At 60.8% G+C, this 19,250-nt stretch carries 18 protein-coding genes and 1 pseudogene; 11 read left to right on the forward strand and 8 right to left on the reverse strand.

From position 1 onward, the window contains the following. Window positions 1-151 precede the first annotated feature (151 nt). Window positions 152-463: pseudogene (locus J3P82_RS19240) on the reverse strand (ATP-binding protein); the annotation flags it as partial. Window positions 464-1,533: 1,070 nt separating this feature from the next. Between J3P82_RS19240 and J3P82_RS19245 the strand changes: the two are divergent. The 5 genes from J3P82_RS19245 to J3P82_RS19265 all read left to right on the forward strand — a co-directional run bounded on the left by J3P82_RS19245 (window position 1,534) and on the right by J3P82_RS19265 (window position 7,871). Then, window positions 1,534-2,742: an MFS transporter gene (locus tag J3P82_RS19245; protein ID WP_434558229.1), complete on the forward strand. Its 1,209-nt coding sequence runs from the start codon at window positions 1,534-1,536 to the stop codon at window positions 2,740-2,742. Between the two features lie 390 nt (window positions 2,743-3,132). Next, window positions 3,133-5,883 (forward strand): response regulator, encoded by a 2,751-nt coding sequence (locus J3P82_RS19250; protein ID WP_434558230.1) that lies wholly within the window; start codon window positions 3,133-3,135, stop codon window positions 5,881-5,883. 66 nt (window positions 5,884-5,949) lie between these two features. Beyond that, window positions 5,950-6,939 (forward strand): 2-hydroxyacid dehydrogenase, encoded by a 990-nt coding sequence (locus J3P82_RS19255; RefSeq protein ID WP_434558231.1) that lies wholly within the window; start codon window positions 5,950-5,952, stop codon window positions 6,937-6,939. 93 nt (window positions 6,940-7,032) lie between these two features. Next, window positions 7,033-7,467, forward strand: a complete 435-nt coding sequence (locus J3P82_RS19260; RefSeq protein WP_434558232.1) for a hypothetical protein — start codon at window positions 7,033-7,035, stop codon at window positions 7,465-7,467. Then, on the forward strand, window positions 7,467-7,871 hold the full coding sequence (locus J3P82_RS19265; RefSeq protein ID WP_434558233.1) for an META domain-containing protein: 405 nt from the start codon (window positions 7,467-7,469) through the stop codon (window positions 7,869-7,871). Before J3P82_RS19260 ends, J3P82_RS19265 begins: the two co-directional genes overlap by 1 nt. Window positions 7,872-8,102: 231 nt before the next feature. Here J3P82_RS19265 and J3P82_RS19270 read toward each other — a convergent pair whose 3' ends face one another. After that, window positions 8,103-8,570, reverse strand: a complete 468-nt coding sequence (locus tag J3P82_RS19270; protein WP_434558234.1) for a TlpA disulfide reductase family protein — start codon at window positions 8,568-8,570, stop codon at window positions 8,103-8,105. 80 nt (window positions 8,571-8,650) lie between these two features. Here J3P82_RS19270 and arsC point away from each other — a divergent pair, with 80 nt between their 5' ends. The 3 genes from arsC to J3P82_RS19285 are packed head-to-tail and all read left to right on the forward strand — an operon-like array spanning window position 8,651 to window position 10,024. Beyond that, a complete protein-coding gene (gene arsC / locus J3P82_RS19275; protein ID WP_434558235.1) occupies window positions 8,651-9,004 on the forward strand; it encodes an arsenate reductase (glutaredoxin) in 354 nt (117 codons plus the stop codon). After that, entirely contained in the window at window positions 9,001-9,606 is a 606-nt protein-coding gene (gene wrbA / locus J3P82_RS19280) for an NAD(P)H:quinone oxidoreductase (protein WP_186614404.1), read from the forward strand. Before arsC ends, wrbA begins: the two co-directional genes overlap by 4 nt. Beyond that, a complete protein-coding gene (locus J3P82_RS19285; protein ID WP_434558236.1) occupies window positions 9,599-10,024 on the forward strand; it encodes a DUF2069 domain-containing protein in 426 nt (141 codons plus the stop codon). The genes wrbA and J3P82_RS19285 overlap by 8 nt, the downstream gene beginning before the upstream one ends. Window positions 10,025-10,046: 22 nt before the next feature. Here the strand turns inward: J3P82_RS19285 and J3P82_RS19290 are convergent, their stop codons facing one another. After that, complete coding sequence (locus tag J3P82_RS19290) at window positions 10,047-10,721, reverse strand: DNA-3-methyladenine glycosylase I (RefSeq protein ID WP_434558237.1); 675 nt, start codon at window positions 10,719-10,721, stop codon at window positions 10,047-10,049. A gap of 66 nt (window positions 10,722-10,787) precedes the next feature. After that, window positions 10,788-11,612, reverse strand: a complete 825-nt coding sequence (ttcA, locus tag J3P82_RS19295) for a tRNA 2-thiocytidine(32) synthetase TtcA (RefSeq protein WP_186614398.1) — start codon at window positions 11,610-11,612, stop codon at window positions 10,788-10,790. A gap of 312 nt (window positions 11,613-11,924) precedes the next feature. Here ttcA and J3P82_RS19300 point away from each other — a divergent pair, with 312 nt between their 5' ends. After that, entirely contained in the window at window positions 11,925-12,527 is a 603-nt protein-coding gene (locus tag J3P82_RS19300; protein ID WP_047736546.1) for a Yip1 family protein, read from the forward strand. 157 nt (window positions 12,528-12,684) lie between these two features. Further along, the gene (locus J3P82_RS19305) at window positions 12,685-13,179 is read left to right on the forward strand and encodes a SprT family zinc-dependent metalloprotease (protein ID WP_434558238.1); all 495 of its coding nucleotides are present in this window, start codon (window positions 12,685-12,687) and stop codon (window positions 13,177-13,179) included. A gap of 44 nt (window positions 13,180-13,223) precedes the next feature. On the opposite strand, the gene J3P82_RS19310 is transcribed toward J3P82_RS19305, so the two are convergent. Continuing rightward, a complete protein-coding gene (locus J3P82_RS19310) occupies window positions 13,224-14,405 on the reverse strand; it encodes a CaiB/BaiF CoA transferase family protein (RefSeq protein WP_434558239.1) in 1,182 nt (393 codons plus the stop codon). A gap of 122 nt (window positions 14,406-14,527) precedes the next feature. After that, window positions 14,528-15,880, reverse strand: a complete 1,353-nt coding sequence (locus J3P82_RS19315) for a dicarboxylate/amino acid:cation symporter (protein WP_434558240.1) — start codon at window positions 15,878-15,880, stop codon at window positions 14,528-14,530. 336 nt (window positions 15,881-16,216) lie between these two features. On the opposite strand from J3P82_RS19315, the gene J3P82_RS19320 reads away from it, so the two are divergent. Then, window positions 16,217-17,215, forward strand: a complete 999-nt coding sequence (locus tag J3P82_RS19320) for an AraC family transcriptional regulator (RefSeq protein WP_434558241.1) — start codon at window positions 16,217-16,219, stop codon at window positions 17,213-17,215. Window positions 17,216-17,225: 10 nt separating this feature from the next. Here J3P82_RS19320 and J3P82_RS19325 read toward each other — a convergent pair whose 3' ends face one another. Continuing rightward, the gene (locus J3P82_RS19325) at window positions 17,226-18,572 is read right to left on the reverse strand and encodes an ATP-binding protein (RefSeq protein WP_434558242.1); all 1,347 of its coding nucleotides are present in this window, start codon (window positions 18,570-18,572) and stop codon (window positions 17,226-17,228) included. After that, complete coding sequence (locus J3P82_RS19330) at window positions 18,569-19,246, reverse strand: response regulator (RefSeq protein WP_434558243.1); 678 nt, start codon at window positions 19,244-19,246, stop codon at window positions 18,569-18,571. The genes J3P82_RS19325 and J3P82_RS19330 overlap by 4 nt, the downstream gene beginning before the upstream one ends. Window positions 19,247-19,250: the final 4 nt, after the last annotated feature.

The raw sequence follows: 19,250 nt of genomic DNA on the forward strand, positions 1-19,250 counted from the left end.
TTCCCTAAGATGAGGGTCGGCAGACATCGGGCAGATTGCAGGGGACCGCTTCGCGCCCCAACGAGAGCAAGCTCGCCACAACGGTCCTCGGCTTATTGGCCAATAAACGCAAGTTCAAGCGCAAGCCTTTTCAACCGTTCTGCGCCCACAGTCATCCACCCTGACGCGCCACCGCATAGCGGGTGATACTCAACCCCAGCCCAAAACCACCGTTCCTCTGGTGGGAACCATCGAGACGGATCAAAGGATCAAAGATCCGCTCCAGCTCCTGTTCGGCCACGCCACCACCTTCATCTTCCAGCCACAGATGCCAAAAACTACCGTCGCGACGGCCATCCAAGCGAACGACGCCGCCGATCGGTGAATGTCGGATTGCGTTGCGCAGGATACTTTCTAAAGCCTGGGCCAGGGTGTTGAGGTTGCCCTAGACCCAGCAGTCCACTTCGACGGCGCATTGCAGTTGACCAGCGGAGTGTTGCCGACGCAATCGGCGATGGTTGGGTACTGCAGAGTCATGGCGTATTCGCAATCCGGACTGCGGGGGCGCCTATCATACCGGCAAACCCGGCGAGGCCATATCACGCAAAGTAAGGGGGTTATGGCTTATGGGAATAAGGGAGCAGCGCGCTGCTGTGTGGGGAGCTTGTTCACTTGCCACCGGATCCACGCTCGCGCACGTGATGCTCAGGCTCATGTAGTTAATCTGCACTCCACACAATCCTTTTCCTACAGATTTGAGCGCTCGAATCGTGCATGTATAGCTGTTGTAAGCACCGTCTGTAGGCACTCTTCCTGCCTGTTTGTGGGTTCGTTCCTTCTGTATTGATGGTCAAGCAGCCAAGGCTATCTGGCTTTGCACCGGGTTCTTTACAGTTGTACCGCCAAACGTATTAGTAGGTATCGAGCGATAACGATGGTCGACGCAAAACAAAAAGATCAGCAGCCCTGCGCCCAGCGCACTTGCGGGCAACGCCTGCGCACCCTATTGGAAGAGTACGGCATCTCTCCCTCGGCGTTTGCCGAGGTGCTCGGTATCAGCCCTCAATGCCTGACGAACTGGAGCGCGCGGGGGATACCTCGGCTGCGGGTGGAGCAATTGGCACGGTTGCTGAGTGTTAGTGACGTGTGGCTGGTGACTGGGGTGGGTGAGCGGGCCCGTGACATATCGGGAGCTAGAACAGAAGAGATTGGGCCTCAAACACATCCCTGATGAAAGCATCATCCCATTCCGATCTGGGGGACATACGCCTGTTACTGAGGAAATGGCTGCCGCAAGGTGTCCGCGAAAAAATGCAAACAAACGGATGACCTGATGCCGCTTTTGACATCGAGGGGGCTGAAGCCAGACGCAAATGGATGCATTGAATCGAGCGCTTTCGTAAGAGGTGAGGATTGAGCGTTTCGCCCATCTACGTGCAAGTGGGTTGTTACTGCCCACTTGCATATTTGCTCAACTCAGGCGCCGATTTACCGCTCTATTAGTTTGCATCGCATGCAGCTGGCTTTCATCAGCATCAAATTATAGGAAGAATCATGGCAAATCCCTACCGCGAACTTTTCACCACCCCAGGCGTCATGGGGTTAGTGATCGCGAGTTCCATTGCCCGGCTACCACAGGCAATGATCGGCATCGGCATCATCACCATGTTGGTGCAGCAGACGGGCCTTTATTGGCTGGCGGGCGCGGTCGCCGGTACTTTTACCTTGGCGAATGCGCTTATCGGTCCGCAAGTATCGAAACTTGTTGATCAGCGGGGGCAACGTCGGGTTCTGCCCTTTGTGACGGCCTTCAGCATTGGTATGTTGCTCGCGCTGATCATTGCCGTCTACATGAGCGCTCCAGCCACACTGCTGTTTATTCTTGCGGCATTGGCGGGCACGATGCCGAGCATGCCCGCCATGATAAGAGCGCGCTGGACGCAGCTTTTCCGTGGCAAGCCAGAGTTACACACGGCGTTCTCCTTGGACACGGTTCTAACTGAACTCGCCTTTATCATCGGCCCACCACTTGCCATTGGTTTGAGTGTCAGCTTTTTCGCGGAAGCCGGGCCTCTTGTAGCCGTTTTGCTGCTGGTTGTCGGCGTGACGGCTTTTCTTATGCAGCGGCAGACAGAGCCGAAGGTGATCGTGGGCATTGGAAGGAGCGCAAGCTCGACCCTGCTTATCCCCGGCGTTCGTACCATCGTGCTAGCGCTCCTGGCAATGGGTGTGATTGGCGGATCAATCGACGTGGCGGTTGTGGCCTTCGCCAACGTACAAGGCTGGCCGGCGTCTGCCAGTTTCATCCTGGCAGCCTATGCACTTGGTTCAATGATCGCGGGTCTGACGTTCGGCGCTTTAAGAATTTCCTTGCCGATTGAAAAGCAGTTCTTTATCGGGGTACTGATAACGGCGGTCACTGCCGTGTTGCCCATTCTTTCACCGAACGTCTACATCCTTTCCGGGATGTTATTTGTTGCAGGTATGTCATTTGCGCCAACGATGGTCGTCGTCATGAATCTCGGGTCGATCATTGTTCCACCGTCAAGGATCACCGAAGGACTTACGTGGATGACTACAGGCATCAGCATCGGCGTAGCGCTCGGTGGCGTATTGGCAGGACTGGTCATCGACGTCTATGGCGCGCAGGCAGGGTTCGGCGTCGCGATTGTCGCGGGCCTGGCCATGGTGGTGATCGTGCTTTTGGGGCTGCGTACACTTCGTGCCACGTCTGCGGTTTGTACGGAGCTAAACTTCCAGTGATCAGCACTCTGGGCTTCGTCGGGGCATCGATCTGCTGGCAACGGGTGCGCCCCCCCCCCACGAACGACCTTGATCAGGGGCTGATTACTTACATCGGCACATGGTGATCCTGAAGCCAGGGGTAATTGCATCCGCTTAAAATACGCGGACACAGTCGCCCTTATCGGCCGGGCGAGGAAGATGTGTTCCCCCGGTCCCCTTTCGATAGTAGTGAATTAATCCTGCGTCGCTGCCTGCCTTAAGGAGATCTGAAGTACCCACCGATCTTTGTTGCCCTCGGTCGACACGATTTTTACAAAGATCCCCCGCCCGCAAATCGCTACACTGCGCAGGTATTGCGTGCCGGATGCGCGCAAAGCTAACCAAGACCGCTGGATGCAGGAGACAAGCGTGCTCAAGAAACTGGGAATCAAAGGCCGTGTGTTGTTGCTGACGCTGTTGCCGACCAGCCTGATGGCATTGGTCCTGGGTGGTTATTTCACCTGGATGCAGCAATCGGACCTGCACGCCCAGTTGCTGCAGCGCGGTGAGATGATCGCCGAACAGCTGGCCCCGCTGGTCGCGCCGGCCATGAGCCGCCAGGACACCGAACTGCTGGAGCGCGTCGCCACCCAATCCCTTGAACAGACGGACGTACGCGCCGTGACCTTCCTGGCGCCCGACCGCACGCCCATGGCCCATGCCGGCCCGACCATGCTCAACCGCGCGCCTGAGGGCAACAGCAGCCAATTGCTGCAACGCACTGGCAACGATGCCACCCGCTACTTGCTGCCGGTGTTCGGCAAGCACCGCAACCTGGCCGGTGAATTGATTCCCGAAGAAGCCGACCGCCTGCTGGGCTGGGTCGAGTTGGAGTTGTCCCACAGCGGCATGTTGCTGCGCGGTTATCGCAGCCTGTTCGCCAGCCTGCTGCTGATCGCCGCTGGCCTGGGCTGCACCGCTCTGTTGGCCTTGCGCATGGGTCGCACGATCAATCGCCCGCTGAGCCAGATCAAGCAAGCCGTGGCGCAACTCAAGGACGGTCACCTGGAAACCCGCCTGCCGCCGCTGGGCAGCCAGGAACTGGATGAATTGGCCTCGGGTGTCAACCGCATGGCCGGCACTTTGCAAAATGCCCAGGAAGAGTTGCAGCACAGCATCGACCAAGCCACCGAAGACGTGCGCCAGAACCTCGAAACTATCGAGATCCAGAACATCGAGCTGGACCTGGCCCGCAAGGAAGCGCTGGAAGCGAGCCGGATCAAATCCGAATTCCTGGCGAACATGAGCCATGAAATCCGCACGCCGCTCAACGGCATCCTCGGCTTCACGCATTTATTGCAAAAAAGCGAACTGACCCCGCGCCAGCTCGACTACCTGGGCACCATTGAAAAATCCGCCGACAGCCTGCTGGGCATCATCAACGAAATCCTCGATTTTTCGAAGATCGAGGCCGGCAAGCTGGTGCTCGACAGCATTCCGTTCAACCTGCGGGACCTGTTGCAGGACACCCTGACCATCCTCGCCCCCGCCGCCCACGCCAAGCAATTGGAGCTGGTGAGCCTGGTCTACCGGGACACGCCGCTGTCACTGGTGGGCGACCCGCTGCGTCTCAAGCAGATCCTCACCAACCTGGTGAGCAACGCCATCAAGTTCACCCGAGAAGGCACCATCGTCGCCCGGGCCATGCTCGAGGACGAACACGAAGACAGCGTTCAGCTACGCATCAGCATCCAGGACACCGGCATCGGCCTCTCCAACCAGGACGTGCGAGCGCTGTTCCAGGCCTTCAGCCAGGCTGACAATTCCTTGTCCCGGCAACCCGGCGGCACCGGGCTGGGCCTGGTGATTTCCAAGCGGCTGGTGGAACAGATGGGCGGGGAAATCGGTGTCGACAGCACACCGGGCGAAGGTTCCGAATTCTGGATCAGCCTGCGTCTGCCCAAGGCTCGTGACGACGTCGAAGACTTGCCCGGTCCACCGTTGCTGGGCCGACGCGTGGCCGTTGTGGAAAATCACGAGCTGGCCCGCCAGGCCTTGCAACATCAGCTCGAGGATTGCGGACTGCAAGTCACGCCATTCAACACGCTGGAGAACCTGGCCAACGGCGTCACGGTCGCCCACCAGACCGATCAGGCGATCGACTTGGCCGTGCTCGGCATCACCAGCAACGACATGCCACCGGAACGTCTGAACCAGCACATCTGGGACCTGGAACATTTGGGCTGCAAAGTGCTCGTGCTGTGCCCGACCACGGAACAGACGCTGTACCACCTCTCGGTACCCAATCCTCATAGCCAGCTGCAAGCCAAGCCGGCCTGCACCCGCAAGCTGCGCCGAGCGCTGTCCGACCTGGTCAACCCGCGCCCGCAACGCAACGAGCCCAACGAACCGGTGGCCAGCCGCGCGCCGAAAGTGTTGTGCGTAGACGACAACCCGGCCAACCTGCTGCTGGTGCAGACGCTGCTCGAAGACATGGGCGCCCGGGTGCTGGCGGTGGAAAGCGGTTACTCGGCGGTCCAGGCTGTGCAGAAGGAAACCTTCGACCTTGTCTTGATGGACGTGCAGATGCCCGGCATGGACGGTCGCCAGAGCACCGAGACGATCCGCCAGTGGGAAAGCGAACGCCATTGCACGCCGCTGCCCATCGTCGCCCTCACCGCCCATGCCATGGCCAACGAGAAGCGCGCGTTGCTGCAAAGCGGCATGGATGACTACCTGACCAAACCCATCAGCGAGCGCCAACTGGCCCAAGTGGTGCTCAAATGGACTGGCCTGGCGTTGCGTAACCAGGCGCCGGATCGGGCCGTCGACGCCCATGGCGGCAGTGAGCTGCTGGTCCTCGATCATGAGGAAGGCCTGCGCCTGGCCGCTGGCAAGGCCGATCTGGCGGCAGACATGCTGGCGATGCTGTTGGCCTCCTTGGAGGCTGACCGTGAAGCGATTCGCGAGGCCAGCGAGGCCAACGATCACAACGCCCTGATTGAACGCGTCCATCGCCTGCACGGTGCCACACGCTACTGCGGCGTGCCGCAACTGCGCGCGGCCTGCCAGCGCAGCGAAACCCTGCTCAAGCAGCAGGACCCGAAAGCCGCAGCCGCCTTGCAAGAGCTGGAACACGCCATCAATCGCCTGGCCAACGAGGCACGCATCAGCGCCTGACCCAGCGCAATGGTCATCGGCGCGAGGGCTGCTAGGCTGGGCTCATCCCAATGCCAGGAGGCCGTCGTGCGCGCCATTCTTTTCAGCAGCCAGAGCTACGACCGCGACAGTTTTAGCAAGGCCCCTTTACCGGCTGGCCTTGAATTGCAGTTCCAGCCGGCGCGGCTGAACCTGGACACCGTGGCCCTGGCCGAACGGCACGAGGTGGTCTGCGCGTTCATCAACGACGACCTGAGCGCCCCGGTACTGGAACGGTTGGCCGAGGGCGGCACGCGGCTGATCGCCCTGCGCTCGGCCGGCTACAACCATGTCGACCTGCCCGCGGCCAAACGCCTGGGGTTGAGCATCGTCCGGGTGCCGGCCTATTCGCCCCACGCCGTCGCCGAACATGCCGTGGCGTTGATCATGGCGCTCAACCGGTGCCTGCACCGCGCCTACAACCGCACCCGGGACGGCAATTTCAGCCTTCACGGGCTGACGGGGTTCGACCTGGTGGGCAAGACCGTCGGCGTGATCGGCACCGGCCAGATCGGCGCGACCTTCGCCCGGATCATGGCCGGCTTCGGCTGCCAATTGCTGGCATACGACCCTTACCCCAATCCACGGGTCGAGGCCTTGGGTGCCCGCTATTTGCCCTTGGCCGATTTGTTGGCGCAAGCGCAGATCATCAGCCTGCACTGCCCACTCAACGAACAGAGCCGGCACCTTATCGATGCTGATTCCCTAAGCTCGATGCAGCGCGGCGCCATGCTGATCAACACTGGGCGCGGCGGTCTGGTGGACACGCCGGCGCTGATCGACGCGTTGAAAAGCGGCCAACTGGGCTACTTGGGCCTCGACGTCTACGAGGAAGAGGCCCAGCTGTTCTTCGAAGACCGCTCCGACCTACCCTTGCAGGACGACGTATTGGCGCGGCTGCTGACCTTTCCCAACGTGGTGGTCACGGCGCACCAGGCGTTTTTGACCCGGGAAGCCTTGGCAGCGATCGCCGCTACCACATTAGACAATATCGCGGCCTGGGCCGAGGGTGCGCCACGCAATCTCGTGGAAGGCTGAACGCCTTCGCCATCCCGGCAGCGGAAGTTCGTCGCCTGCGGACCATGGCCAACCCTGCCCCGTGCTAGCATGTCGCGCCTATTTGGAGGACCCATGGCCGAACACGATTTCCGCTACACCCTGATGAACCCACAGCACACCTTGACCGAGGTCCGCGCCCTGGCGCCGGGCCGTTACCAAGTCACCGGCAACGGCGGTTCGATCCAGGCCAACGATGTGTTGCTCGTGACCCTCAAGGGCAGCAAGGACCTGTCCATGCGACTGACCGTGGACACCGTTAGGCACCTGCTCAAGCCGATGGGGCAATGGACCGCCATGACCACCGGCCCGGTGTTCGGCGAACTGGCGATACACACCTGGCAGGTCAATTGCGACCGCTGCGCCAAGGCGCTGAGCTTCGAATTCGCCGTCGATGCCAAGCTTGGCAGCAAGGCCCAGAAACCGGCCGCCACCGCGCGCATCGCCGAGTTGGGCTGGACGACTGTCGGTGAAAAGCACGTGTGCCCTCAATGTCAGGAAGCCGCCTGATGAAACGCCTGGTCCTGGCCGCGCTGATCGGCGCCGGCCTGATGGGTTGCGCCGCCGAGCCGGTGCAACTGCAACAGAACCGCAGCTACATCCTTGAATGGATCGGTGAACGGCCGTTGATGGATTACAGCCACCTGACCATCACCCTCGGCGATGACGGTCGCGCCTATGGCAACGCGGGCTGCAACCATTGGTTCGCGCCGTACACCCTGGAAGGCGACCGACTGAGTTTCGGCAAGATCGGCAGCACCCGCAAACTCTGCGCCCCGGCGCTGATGGAGCAGGAAACACGTTTTTTTCAGGCACTGGAGAAGGTCGAACGGTGGGACATCTCGCCGATCGAACAGACGCGCTTCTGGCCAGCCCAGGGCAAGCCGCTGCGTTGGTGGTTGGAGGAAGGCTGAGGCCTGAGCCTCCAGACAACCCCAGTTTGGACCAGGGACATGGTTGACCCTGTGGCGAGGGAGCTTGCTCCCGCTGGGCTGCGCAGCGGCCCCCTCCATTCTGTCTGACACATCAAAGTGACAGGTACATCTGGGGCCGCTTCGCGGCCCAGCGGGAGCAAGCTCCCTCGCCACAAAAGCTCCCTGTCACAAAGAACCTATATAACCAAACGCCCTATGTCAGTTGGGGGATCACTTGAGCGCCTGCAATGCCTCGAGCTTGGCCATCACCCCCGCCGCCGTCTGCTCCCCCAGCAGTTGTTCGCGGACCTTGCCTTCGGTATCGATGATGTAAGTGACGGGCAGCCCTTCACTGCGCGGGATATCGAAGAACTCAGCCGGGTCCTGGGCCATGACGGTGAAACGAATGCCCATCTTCTCGCTGGCGCTCTTGAGCTCCTCGCCCTGCACCTGGTCGAAATTGACCCCGAACACGCCGACGTTTCGCTCCTTGAGCTGGTCGGCCAAAGCATTGAACTCGGGGATTTCCGTACGGCATGGCGCGCACCATTCGGCCCAGTAATTGAGTACCACCCAGTGTTTGTCCAACCGCTGCGAGGCAATCGGCTGGCCGTTCTGGTCCACTCCGTAATCGTTTCCGCAGCCGGCGAGCATCAAAATACCGATGAAAGTCAGTGCCGCCACCAATCGCCTTGCCATGTGTCGATCCTTGTCTGAGGTGCTAGGGACTTCGCAGCACAGTAGAATAGCCGCCACCTTACGCAAGATGCGACCCGCCCATGACTGATCTGACGCTTTATCACAACCCGCGTTGCTCAAAATCCCGCGGCGCGCTGGAACTGTTGGAGGCCCGCGGCCTGTCACCAACGGTGGTCCGCTACCTCGAAAACCCGCTGGATGCCGCGCAACTTGAACGCCTGCTGGGCAAGCTCGGCATCCAGGCGCGGCAATTGCTGCGCACTGGCGAAGATGAGTACAAGACCTTGAACCTGGCAGCCCAAGGCCTGAGCCAGGCGCAGTTGATCGCAGCGATCGCCGACCACCCGAAACTCATGGAGCGACCGATCCTTGAGGCCGGCGACAAGGCCGCGATCGGCCGCCCGCCGGAAAAGATCCTGGAGATCCTGCCGTGAGTACGCCGTACATCCTGGTGTTGTATTACAGCCGCAGTGGCTCCACCAACGAAATGGCCCGGCAGATCGCCCGAGGCGTCGAGCAGGCCGGCCTGGAAGCCAGGCTGCGCACCGTGCCGGCGATTTCCACCGAGTGCGAGGCCGTGTCGCCAGACATCCCGGAGCAAGGTCCGCTCTACGCCAGCCTTGATGACCTGAAAAATTGCGCCGGCCTGGCCCTCGGCAGCCCGACCCGCTTCGGCAACATGGCCGCACCGCTCAAATACTTCCTCGACGGCACCAGCAACCTCTGGTTGACCGGCGCGCTGGTGGGCAAGCCGGCCGGCGTGTTCACCTCCACCGCGAGCCTGCATGGCGGCCAGGAAACCACCTTGCTGTCGATGATGCTGCCCTTGCTGCATCACGGCATGTTGATTACCGGCCTGCCCTACAGCGAATCGGCCCTGATCGACACCCAAGGTGGCGGTACGCCCTACGGCCCGAGCCACCATGCTGGCGCCGACGGCAAGAGCGGCCTGAACGAACATGAAGTCGCCCTGTGCCGTGCCTTGGGCTTGCGCCTGGCAAAAACCGCTCTGTTGCTGGAGAACGGCCGTGGCTAAGAAGCCGAAGATCCTGCCGCCGATCCAGTGGCTGGAGCCGCGTGTACGCCTCGCTCGCAGCCTGAGCCTGTTGTGCTTTTTCGGCCTGGTGGGGCTGCTCAGCGCGTATTATCTGCTGATCGCCGATCTGCATGGCGCGCGTCCCTGGGTGATCCTGTCGATCGAGCTGGTGCCGCTGTTGATCCTGGCGCCGGGCATGCTCAGCGGCAGCGCGCGCGGGCATTCGTGGATGTGCTTCGTGGTGAACCTGTATTTCATCAAGGGCGCGCTGGCGGCCTACGACCCGAACCGGCAGCTGTTCGGCATGCTGGAAATGGCCGCGAGTGTGGCGCTGTTCTGCTCGGCCTTGCTGTATGTGCGATGGCGGTTCCAGTTGAACCGGCGGCTGGCTGGCGAGGGTGAGCCTTCGGCTGCCTGAAACAACGCCCTCGCAACGCAGGTCAATGGTTGACGGTGTAAGCCAGCATCATGGAGATCTGGCTCATCGGCCGCCCGCCGCTTTCTTCATGCCACTGGTTGAACGCGTTCTGCACCGTCGCCAGGTCCCGCAGGCTGGACGGGACTTTATCGACGATTTCCTGGGCGTTGAGCGCCGCCACCACGTCATAGCTCGGCACGAAGGTGTCCTTGCCCATCATTCGCAGGAAACGCGGCGCCGACAGACCGCCGAGTTGATGGCCGTGTTTTTTCAGGTAGGTCCACAGGCCGACAATGTCGGTCACTGGCCAGTCGGCGATCAACGCGCCGAAACTGCCTTTTTCATGGGCCACATCCAATACGAGCTGCGCATTGCGCGGCACGCTCTTGAGCTTGCCCAGGTGGCGAATGATTCGCGCGTCCTGCATCAGCCGTTCCAGGTGCTCGGCGCTCATCAACACGACTTTTTCCGGGTCAAACTTGAAAAACACCTCTTCGAATGCCGGCCATTTAGCGTCCACCAGGCTGTGCTTGAGCCCGGCACGAAACACCCGCAGCGCCATGGTCGAGAGGTAGCGGTCGTCGCTGATTTTGCGCAGTTGCGCCGGGGTCTTGGGAATCGGCAGGTGGGCTTCCAGTTCAGCCGCTGAACCGAAGCGGTTCAGACAATACTCGTGCAGCCACTTGTAATCGCGCATGCCCTCTCCTGGTTTAAAAATGAAAACGGCGCTCGCGAGCGCCGTGAATAAAAGCCGTTGGGACCGTCAGAGGTTCACCACATTGACGAACCGCGGCGTGGCGCTTTCGTCGATACGCAGGTTGGTGAAGTCGAACAGGTTGCGGTCCGCCAGTTGCGACGGAATGACGTTCTGCAAACCGCGGAAGATGCTCTCGGTACGGCCCGGGGTCTTGCGTTCCCATTCCTGGAGCATCTCCTTGACCACTTGGCGCTGCAGGTTTTCCTGGGAGCCGCACAGGTTGCAGGGAATGATCGGGAATTGCTTGAAATCCGAATAGGCCTGGATGTCTTTCTCGTTGCAATAAGCCAGCGGGCGAATGACCACGTTGCGTCCGTCATCGGCGCGCAGCTTGGGCGGCATGGCCTTTAGCGAGCCGTTGTAGAACATGTTCAGGAAGAAGGTCTCGACGATGTCGTCGCGGTGATGCCCCAGGGCCATCTTGGTCGCGCCGATCTGGTCGGCAAAGGTGTAGAGCGTGCCACGGCGCAGGCGCGAACACAGCGAACAAGTGGTCTTGCCCTCGGGAATCAGCTCCTTGACCACCGAATAGGTGTCTTTCTCGACGATGTGGTATTCAACGCCGAGAGACTCGAGGTAGGCCGGCAGCACATGCTCGGGAAAACCGGGCTGCTTCTGGTCCATGTTCACGGCAACGATGTCGAACTTGATCGGGGCAACCTTCTGCAAATGCATCAGCACGTCGAGCAAAGTGTAGCTGTCCTTGCCGCCGGACAGGCAGACCATGACCTTGTCGCCGTCCTCGATCATGTTGAAATCGGCGACCGCCTCACCGGCCAGGCGGCGCAGGCGCTTTTGCAGTTTGTTCTGATTGACCGTGAGAGTGCCCATGACGCGAAATCCGTGAGGTGTGACGAAAGGCCGGCATTTTAGCTTTTCAAGCAGCTGCAAGCTACAAGCCACAAGCGGCAAGCGGCAAGCCAGGCGAGGTGCTTTATCTTGCAGCTTATGGCTTGCAGCTTTTAGCTATCAGCAGCCTCCCCTACAGCGCGATTTGCTCTAAGCCGCCCATCCCCCTCGCGGCGACTCCTTTCTATACTGCGACATAAGGTCGCACACACTTACAGACCTTCACTTACCCGGCCATTTGGCCCGTAGGCGCTCCGTTGGGGGGCGATGGCAATAACAAAGGAGTGACTGACTATGATCCATCATGTCGTGGGGCTCTTTACCCACCCTGATCAAGAATGGAAGGAAATCCGTGGCGATCAGGAGGAAAGCATCAGCCACATGTACCTCACCCACACGCTGATCCTGGCGGCGATCCCCGCCATATCCGCGTTCATCGGCACCACGCAGGTGGGATGGGTCATCGGCAATCGTCCACCGGTCATGCTTACCCAGGAAAGCGCGCTGTGGATGACCGTCATGTCGTACTTGGCCATGTTGGGCGGCGTGGCAGTGATGGGCGCCTTCATCCATTGGATGGCCCGCACCTATGACGCCAACCCGAGCCTGGCTCGTTGCGTCGCGTTCGCTACCTACACTGCGACCCCGCTGTTCATCGGCGGCCTGGCGGCACTCTATCCGCATATGTGGCTGGGGATGATCGTCGGCACCGCGGCGATCTGCTACACGGTCTACCTGTTGTACGTGGGCTTGCCGACGTTCATGAACATTCCCCAGGATGAAGGCTTCCTGTTTTCCAGCTCGGTGCTCGCCGTCGGCCTGGTCGTGCTGGTAGCCATCATGGCGTTCACGGTGATTGTCTGGGGGCTGGGCGTTGGTCCGGTCTATACCAACTGAAGATTTGAAGCTCTCCAACAAAAAAGAACCTGCCAACACAGGCCGCCGCAAGGCGGCCTTCCTGCGCCTGGAACTGCCGAAACGACCATTGGGCGCCTGGGCGATTCGCAACGGCCGGCGCTTGCGGCATACTCGGCTTTCTGGAGACCCGTAAAGCATGCTCGAGCAACTCAATACCCGCGTCGAAGAGTGTTACCAACAAGCCGAATCCTTTTTCAAACGTCCTTTCAAACGCCCGGTCGTCAGCCTCAAATTGCGCGGCCAGAAGGCCGGTGTCGCGCACCTGCATGAAAACCTGCTGCGCTTCAATCCACAGTTGTACCGGGAAAACGCCGAAGACTTCCTCAAACAGACGGTCGCCCATGAAGTCGCGCACCTGATCGCCCACCAATTGTTCGGCGACTGCATCCAGGCCCACGGCGAAGAATGGCAATTGATCATGCGCGGGGTCTACGAACTGCCGCCCAACCGCTGCCACACCTATGAGATCAAGCGCCGCACCGCCACCCGCTACATCTACAAATGCCCTTGCGACGGCAGCGACTTTTCGTTCACAGCCCAGCGCCACAGCCTGGTGCGCCAGGGGCGACGATATTTATGCCGCAGTTGCCGCAATACCTTGGTGTTCAGTGGAGAAACGCGGGTCGAATAGCTGGAGTTGGTTATGCGCCGGCTAGCGATAGGGCCCTGATGACACTACCCAACGACCCTGTCGCCGCGCAGTTGGGCAATCCGTTCGTCACTGAACCCCAATTCTTCCAGTACCTGGTCGGTATGCTCGCCCAGCATCGCACCAACGTGCCGGGGCTCGGGCAGCCCTTGGGAAAACTTCAACGGACAGGCCAGCTGCGCCTGGCTCGAACCGTCGCTGCGAGGCACTGTGGTCACCAACTCCCTGGCTTGCAATTGTGGATGCTCAAGTGCTTCTTCCAGGCTCAGCACCGGCTCGACGCACGCATCGACCCGGGCGAATAACGCGCAAATGTCAGCGAAGTCATGCTTCTCGAACTCGGCTTGAAGTTGCTGCTTGAGGGTCTGCTGCTGCCCAGGTTCAGGCGCCAGTCCCAAGGCCGCCAGCTCCGGCCGTCCCAAGACGTCGCACAGCGCCTGCATGAAGGACGGCTCAAGGCTGCCCACCGACATCCAGCGACCATCGCGGGTGCGGTAATAGTCATAGAAACTGCCGCCATTGAGCATCTGGCGCTCCCAGCCCGGCTCCACACCGCAGGCCAGATAACCTGCACCGGCCATGGCGTGCAGGCTGAAGACACAGTCGGTCATGCTCACGTCCAGGTGCTGGCCCAGCCCAGTGTGCTGGCGAGCGATCACCGCCGCCAACAACCCGATCACGCCATGCAACGAACCACCGGCGATGTCCGCCGCTTGGATGCCCAGCGGCAACGGGCCGCTGTCGACACGACCGGTCTGGCTCGCCAAACCGGCCAGGGCCAGATAGTTGATGTCATGGCCGGCGCGATCCTTGTAGGGCCCGGTCTGGCCATAGCCGGTGATCGACACGTAGATCAGCCGGGGGTTGATCCTCTTCAGAGCTTCGTACCCCAGGCCCAGCCGCTCCATCACCCCGGGGCGGAACTGTTCCAGCAGGATATCGTGGTCACCCAGCAACCGTTTGATGATCTCCAGCGCCGCCGGCTGCTTGAGGTCCAAGGCCAGGCTGCGCTTGTTGCGATTGAGGTAGGCATGGCTGGCCGAGATGCCTTGGTCGTGCGGCGGCAAGGCCCGCAGCAGATCCGGACGATCCGGTGATTCGATGCGCAGCACCTCGGCGCCCATGTCCGCCAGCAGCAGCGAGGCGAACGGGCCCGGCAGCAGGGTCGAGAAATCCAGAACCTTGAGCGATGCCAGTGGGCCTTGCATGGACGACCTCCGCTTGAATGATGCATTCAAGACTAGGCAGGGACTGGCGCTGGGGCAATTACCGTGGAAATCGAGCACATGAAAAAACCCGCCGAAGCGGGTTTTTCATTGCAGCCTTAAGATTACCTTACAGTGCCTGGGGCAGAGGATTCAGCCGCTACAATCTGCGCTTGCGCGATCTGCTCGTCGTCTTCACGAACGTCGGAAATACCGCGACCACCGGAAGCCAGCTCGGTCTGCAACTGGTCTTCGTCCAGCTCCTTGACCCACTTGGCAACCACGATCGTCGCAACGGCGTTACCCACCAGGTTGGTCAGGGCGCGGGCTTCGGACATGAAGCGGTCGATACCCAGGATCAGCGCGAGGCCGGCGACCGGCAGGTGGCCTACGGCCGACAGGGTGGCTGCCAGCACGATGAAGCCGCTACCGGTGACGCCGGCAGCGCCTTTGGACGACAGCAGCAGCACCAACAACAGGGTGATCTGGTGCGTGATGTCCATCGGAGTGTCGGTGGCCTGGGCGATGAACACCGCAGCCATGGTCAGGTAGATCGAAGTACCGTCGAGGTTGAACGAGTAGCCAGTCGGGATGACCAGGCCTACTACAGACTTCTTGGCACCCAGGCGCTCCATCTTGATCAGCATGCGCGGCAGGGCCGATTCCGACGAGGAAGTGCCCAGCACGATCAGCAGTTCTTCACGGATGTAGCGGATCAGCTTGATCACGCTGAAGCCGTGGGCGCGGCAGATGGCGCCCAGCACCACCAGCACGAACACCACGCAGGTGATGTAGAAGCAGATCATCAACTGGCCCAGTTGCACCAGCGAACCGACACCGTAGGCGCCGATGGTGAAGGCCATGGCACCGAACGCACCGATTGGCGCCAGCTTCATGATCATGTTGATAATGATGAACATGACGTGGGCGAAGCGGTCGATGAAGTCCAGCACCGGCTTGCCGTAGGCACCCAGGCGATGCAGGGCGAAACCGAAGAGCACCGAGAACATCAGCACTTGCAGGATGTCGCCGTTGGCGAACGCGCCGACGATGGTGTTCGGGATCACGTTGAGGATGAAGGCAATGATGCTTTGATCTTTACCGGCCGAGATGAAACCGGCGATCTTGCTGGTGTCCAGGGTCGATACGTCGATGTGCATGCCGACGCCCGGTTGCACGACGTTGACCACGACCAGGCCGATCAGCAGGGCGATGGTGGAGACGATCTCGAAATACAGCAGCGCGTAGCCGCCGGTCTTGCCCACCGATTTCATGTTCTGCATGCCGCCGATGCCACTGACGACGGTACAGAAGATGATCGGGGCGATGACCATCTTGATCAATTTGATGAACCCGTCACCGAAGGGCTTGAGAGCAACGCCGGTCTGCGGGTAGAAGTGGCCGAGCAAAATGCCGATGGCAATGGCTACGATCACCTGGAAATACAGGGATTTGTACAGGGGCTGACGAGTCGTCATGGCAAAACCTTCCTCAAGAGTCCCGTGTGACAACATCCGCCTGTTGTCCACGACACCTCAATTGCGAACCCTCCTGCACTGGAGGGATTTGTTTTTTGTCGGCTGCACGCTGCAGACTTGCAAACTGCATCGCAAGGCGCGTGCCATTTTTGCGAAACGCCCTACAAGCGCCATCGCAGGCGGTATTTGTGTATTTCTGAAGGATTAAACACAAGGCTAAACGTGGCGGATATCCGCCAACCTACCGCTTACCACTCCATGATTTGGCGGATATCCGCCTTGTCGAGCCTGAAGTCCCTGCTAACATCGCCTCGCTTAACGGACGGATCAGTGCCCATGCGCCAACGCACCATCGCCAGTCACTTCGCCCGTGCAGCCCTCGGTGGCGCGCGCCGGCAAGGGTTCGACTGCCTTCCCCTGCTGCAACAGCTGGGCATCAGCCTTGAGCTGCTCGACGAACCGCGTGCGCGCATCGCGCCAGAGCAATTCGCCCGCCTGTTGCGGGCGCTGTGGTCGGCGCTGGAGGATGAATATCTGGGATTCGGCCGGGTGACGAGTAAACCCGGGACGTTTGCCATGATGTGTCACACGTTGATCCACTGTCGGACGCTGGGCAAGGCCCTGCAACGCGGTTTGTTGTTCTACAGCCTGTTTGCCGACGCACCGCGCCTGACGCTGGAGGCTGAAGGAGACCGGGTACGGTTGAGCCTGGATGAGTCGACGCTGCGTGACCCCGAGCATTTCCTGGCCGAAAGCCTGCTGGTCATCTGGCATCGCCTCGGCAGTTGGCTGATCGGCCAGCGGATCGGCCTGGAACAAGCGACGTTCAGCTATGCCAAGCCGCCCCACGGCGCAGAATACGACCTGCTGTTCCCCTGCCCGCGGCTGTTCGAGGCGCAACGCAACAGCCTGTTGTTTCATGGCCGCTATCTGGAGATGCCGCTGCTGCAGGACGAGCGAACCCTCAAGCGTTTTCTCGAACGCTCCCCCGCTGACCTGCTGTCACGACCGGACGATGGCCGCAGCCTGACCAGCCAGTTGCACCGCCTGCTCAGCCGTGACACGGCGCGCTGGCCGGACCTGGACAACGTCGCCGCGCATTTGCACATCAGCGCCCAGACGTTGCGCCGGCACCTTCGCGAGGAAGGCACGAGTTTCCAGGAGCTCAAGGATCAGCTGCGGCGGGATATCGCCATCTACCATTTGGGAAGGGCCGATCTGTCATTGCAGCAGATTGCCGAACAGCTCGGGTTCTCCGAGCCATCGGCGTTTCACCGGGCGTTCAAGAAGTGGACGGGGGTGACGCCGGGGGCTTATCGGGAGCAGGAAAACTGATTTTTTGGTTTCAAACCATCGAAAAATGAATCCGAAACGCCGCCCCGCCCAGCTCCGAATCCCCTAGGGCCAATTTCGCCCCATAGCTTTCAATGATGTCCTTGACTACCGCCAGGCCAATTCCCTGTCCCGGATGCTGGCGATCCAGCCTTTCGCCACGCTCAAGGATCCGCGCACGCTGGTCTGGCGGCACGCCCGGACCATCGTCTTCAATGCTCAACTCCGTACCGCCGAGGGTCTGGTGCACGCTGACCCGCACTTCCCCCAGGCACAGCCGATAGGCGTTTTCCAACAGGTTGCCGAGCATTTCCAGCAGCGCGCCCTGTTCGATCGGCACCTGGCAGTGCTCCGGCAGGTCGAATACGACCTGCACGCGCTTGTCGCGGTACACCTTGTCGAGTGTGTCGCACAGGCTTTGCAGGACGGGGCGCAAGCGCACCTGATGGCGCACCAGGCCGCTTTTGCGCAGGCTGGCACGCTGCAACTGATAGCCGATCTGTTGGCTCATGCGTTCGATCTGGGTTTGCAGCACCCAGGCCTGGCCACGGTCCTCGGGGCGCCGGGCCATGTCCTCACTGACGCCTTGCAATACCGCCAGCGGAGTTTTCAGGCTGTGGGCCAGATCATCGAGGGAATCGCGATAACGGCTGCGCTGCTCGCGCTCGCTGTACAGCAGGCGATTGAGGGAGCCGGTCAACCGCAACAGCTCCCGAGGGTGCGCGGTGCTGAGGCTTTCGCGGGTGCCGGCTTCGATTTCATCCAATTCCTGGCTCAGGCGCCGCAGGGCTCGCAACCCCCAGGTCAGGCCGATCCACAAAAGCGCCAGCAACACCGCCAGCGCGGCGCCGAACCCCAGGTAGAGGTTTTCCCGCAGGCCTTGCAAGGTCAGCTCATAATCATGCACCGGCTGCAGGGTGACGATACTGAACGCGGCGCTCTGGCCGCCCAGCAACTTGACCTCGACGTCGTAAACAAAGAACGCCTGGCCGTTGTCCTCGCGGATACGCGCGAACTGGTTGCCCTGCCCGTCATAGCGCGGGGTGTAATTGATGTGTTCTTCCCGGGTGGCCTTCGAACGCCAGACCAACCGCCCTTCGCGATCATAGATGTAGCCCAGCAGGCGAGCATCGGCGAGGTTGAATCGCTCGTCGGGCAACTGCGCGGGCATCTTCAAACGATTGTTTTCCACCCGGGCGGCGGAAATCAGCGTGGTCACATCCGAGGCCAGGCGTTGTTCGATCGACTCCTGCAAGGCCAGGCTGAACGCGCCTTGCATCGCCGGCAGCAGCGCCAGCATGAACAGCACCGCCAGGGTCATGGCGGCCAGCATCAGCCGCAGCCGCAGCGAACGAATCACTGGCAGCGCTCGTTGAACAAATAACCCAGGCCACGCACGGTATCGATCGGTTTAAAGCCGGCCGGCGCTTCGAGTTTGCGACGCAGGCGTCCTACCAATACTTCGATGACATTCGGGTCGCGCTCATCGTCGTCCGGGTAGAGTTGCTCCATCAGGCGGTCCTTGGCGACGACTTGCTGGTGATGGCGCATCAGGTATTCAAGGATGCGGTACTCATAGGCCGTCAAGGCCAACGGCTCGTCGCCCAGGGACGCCTGCTTGCGGTTGAGGTCCAGCAACAGCGGACCGGCGATGATGGTCGACTGGGTGAAGCCGCTGGAGCGACGCAGCAGGGCATTGAGCCGCGCTTCCAACTCTTCGAATTGAAACGGCTTGACCACGTAATCATCGGCCCCGGCGGCCAGGCCTTCGACTTTGTCCTGCCAATTGCCGCGGGCGGTCAGGATCAGGATCGGGAAAGTCTTGTCCTGTGAGCGTAATCGGCGGATCAGTTCCAGGCCACTGATGCCCGGCAGGCCCAGGTCGATCACCGCCAGGTCATGATTGAACTCGCGCACCTGGTACAAGGCTTCTTCGGCATTGGCCACGGCCTGCACCACATGGCCGCTGTCGGTGAGACGGGTTTGCAAGTGATGACGCAACAACGCTTCGTCTTCGACAACCAATAGTTTCATGAAC

Source organism: Pseudomonas sp. Z4-20 (genome assembly GCF_051131955.1).
GTDB lineage: Bacteria > Pseudomonadota > Gammaproteobacteria > Pseudomonadales > Pseudomonadaceae > Aquipseudomonas > Aquipseudomonas marvdashtae.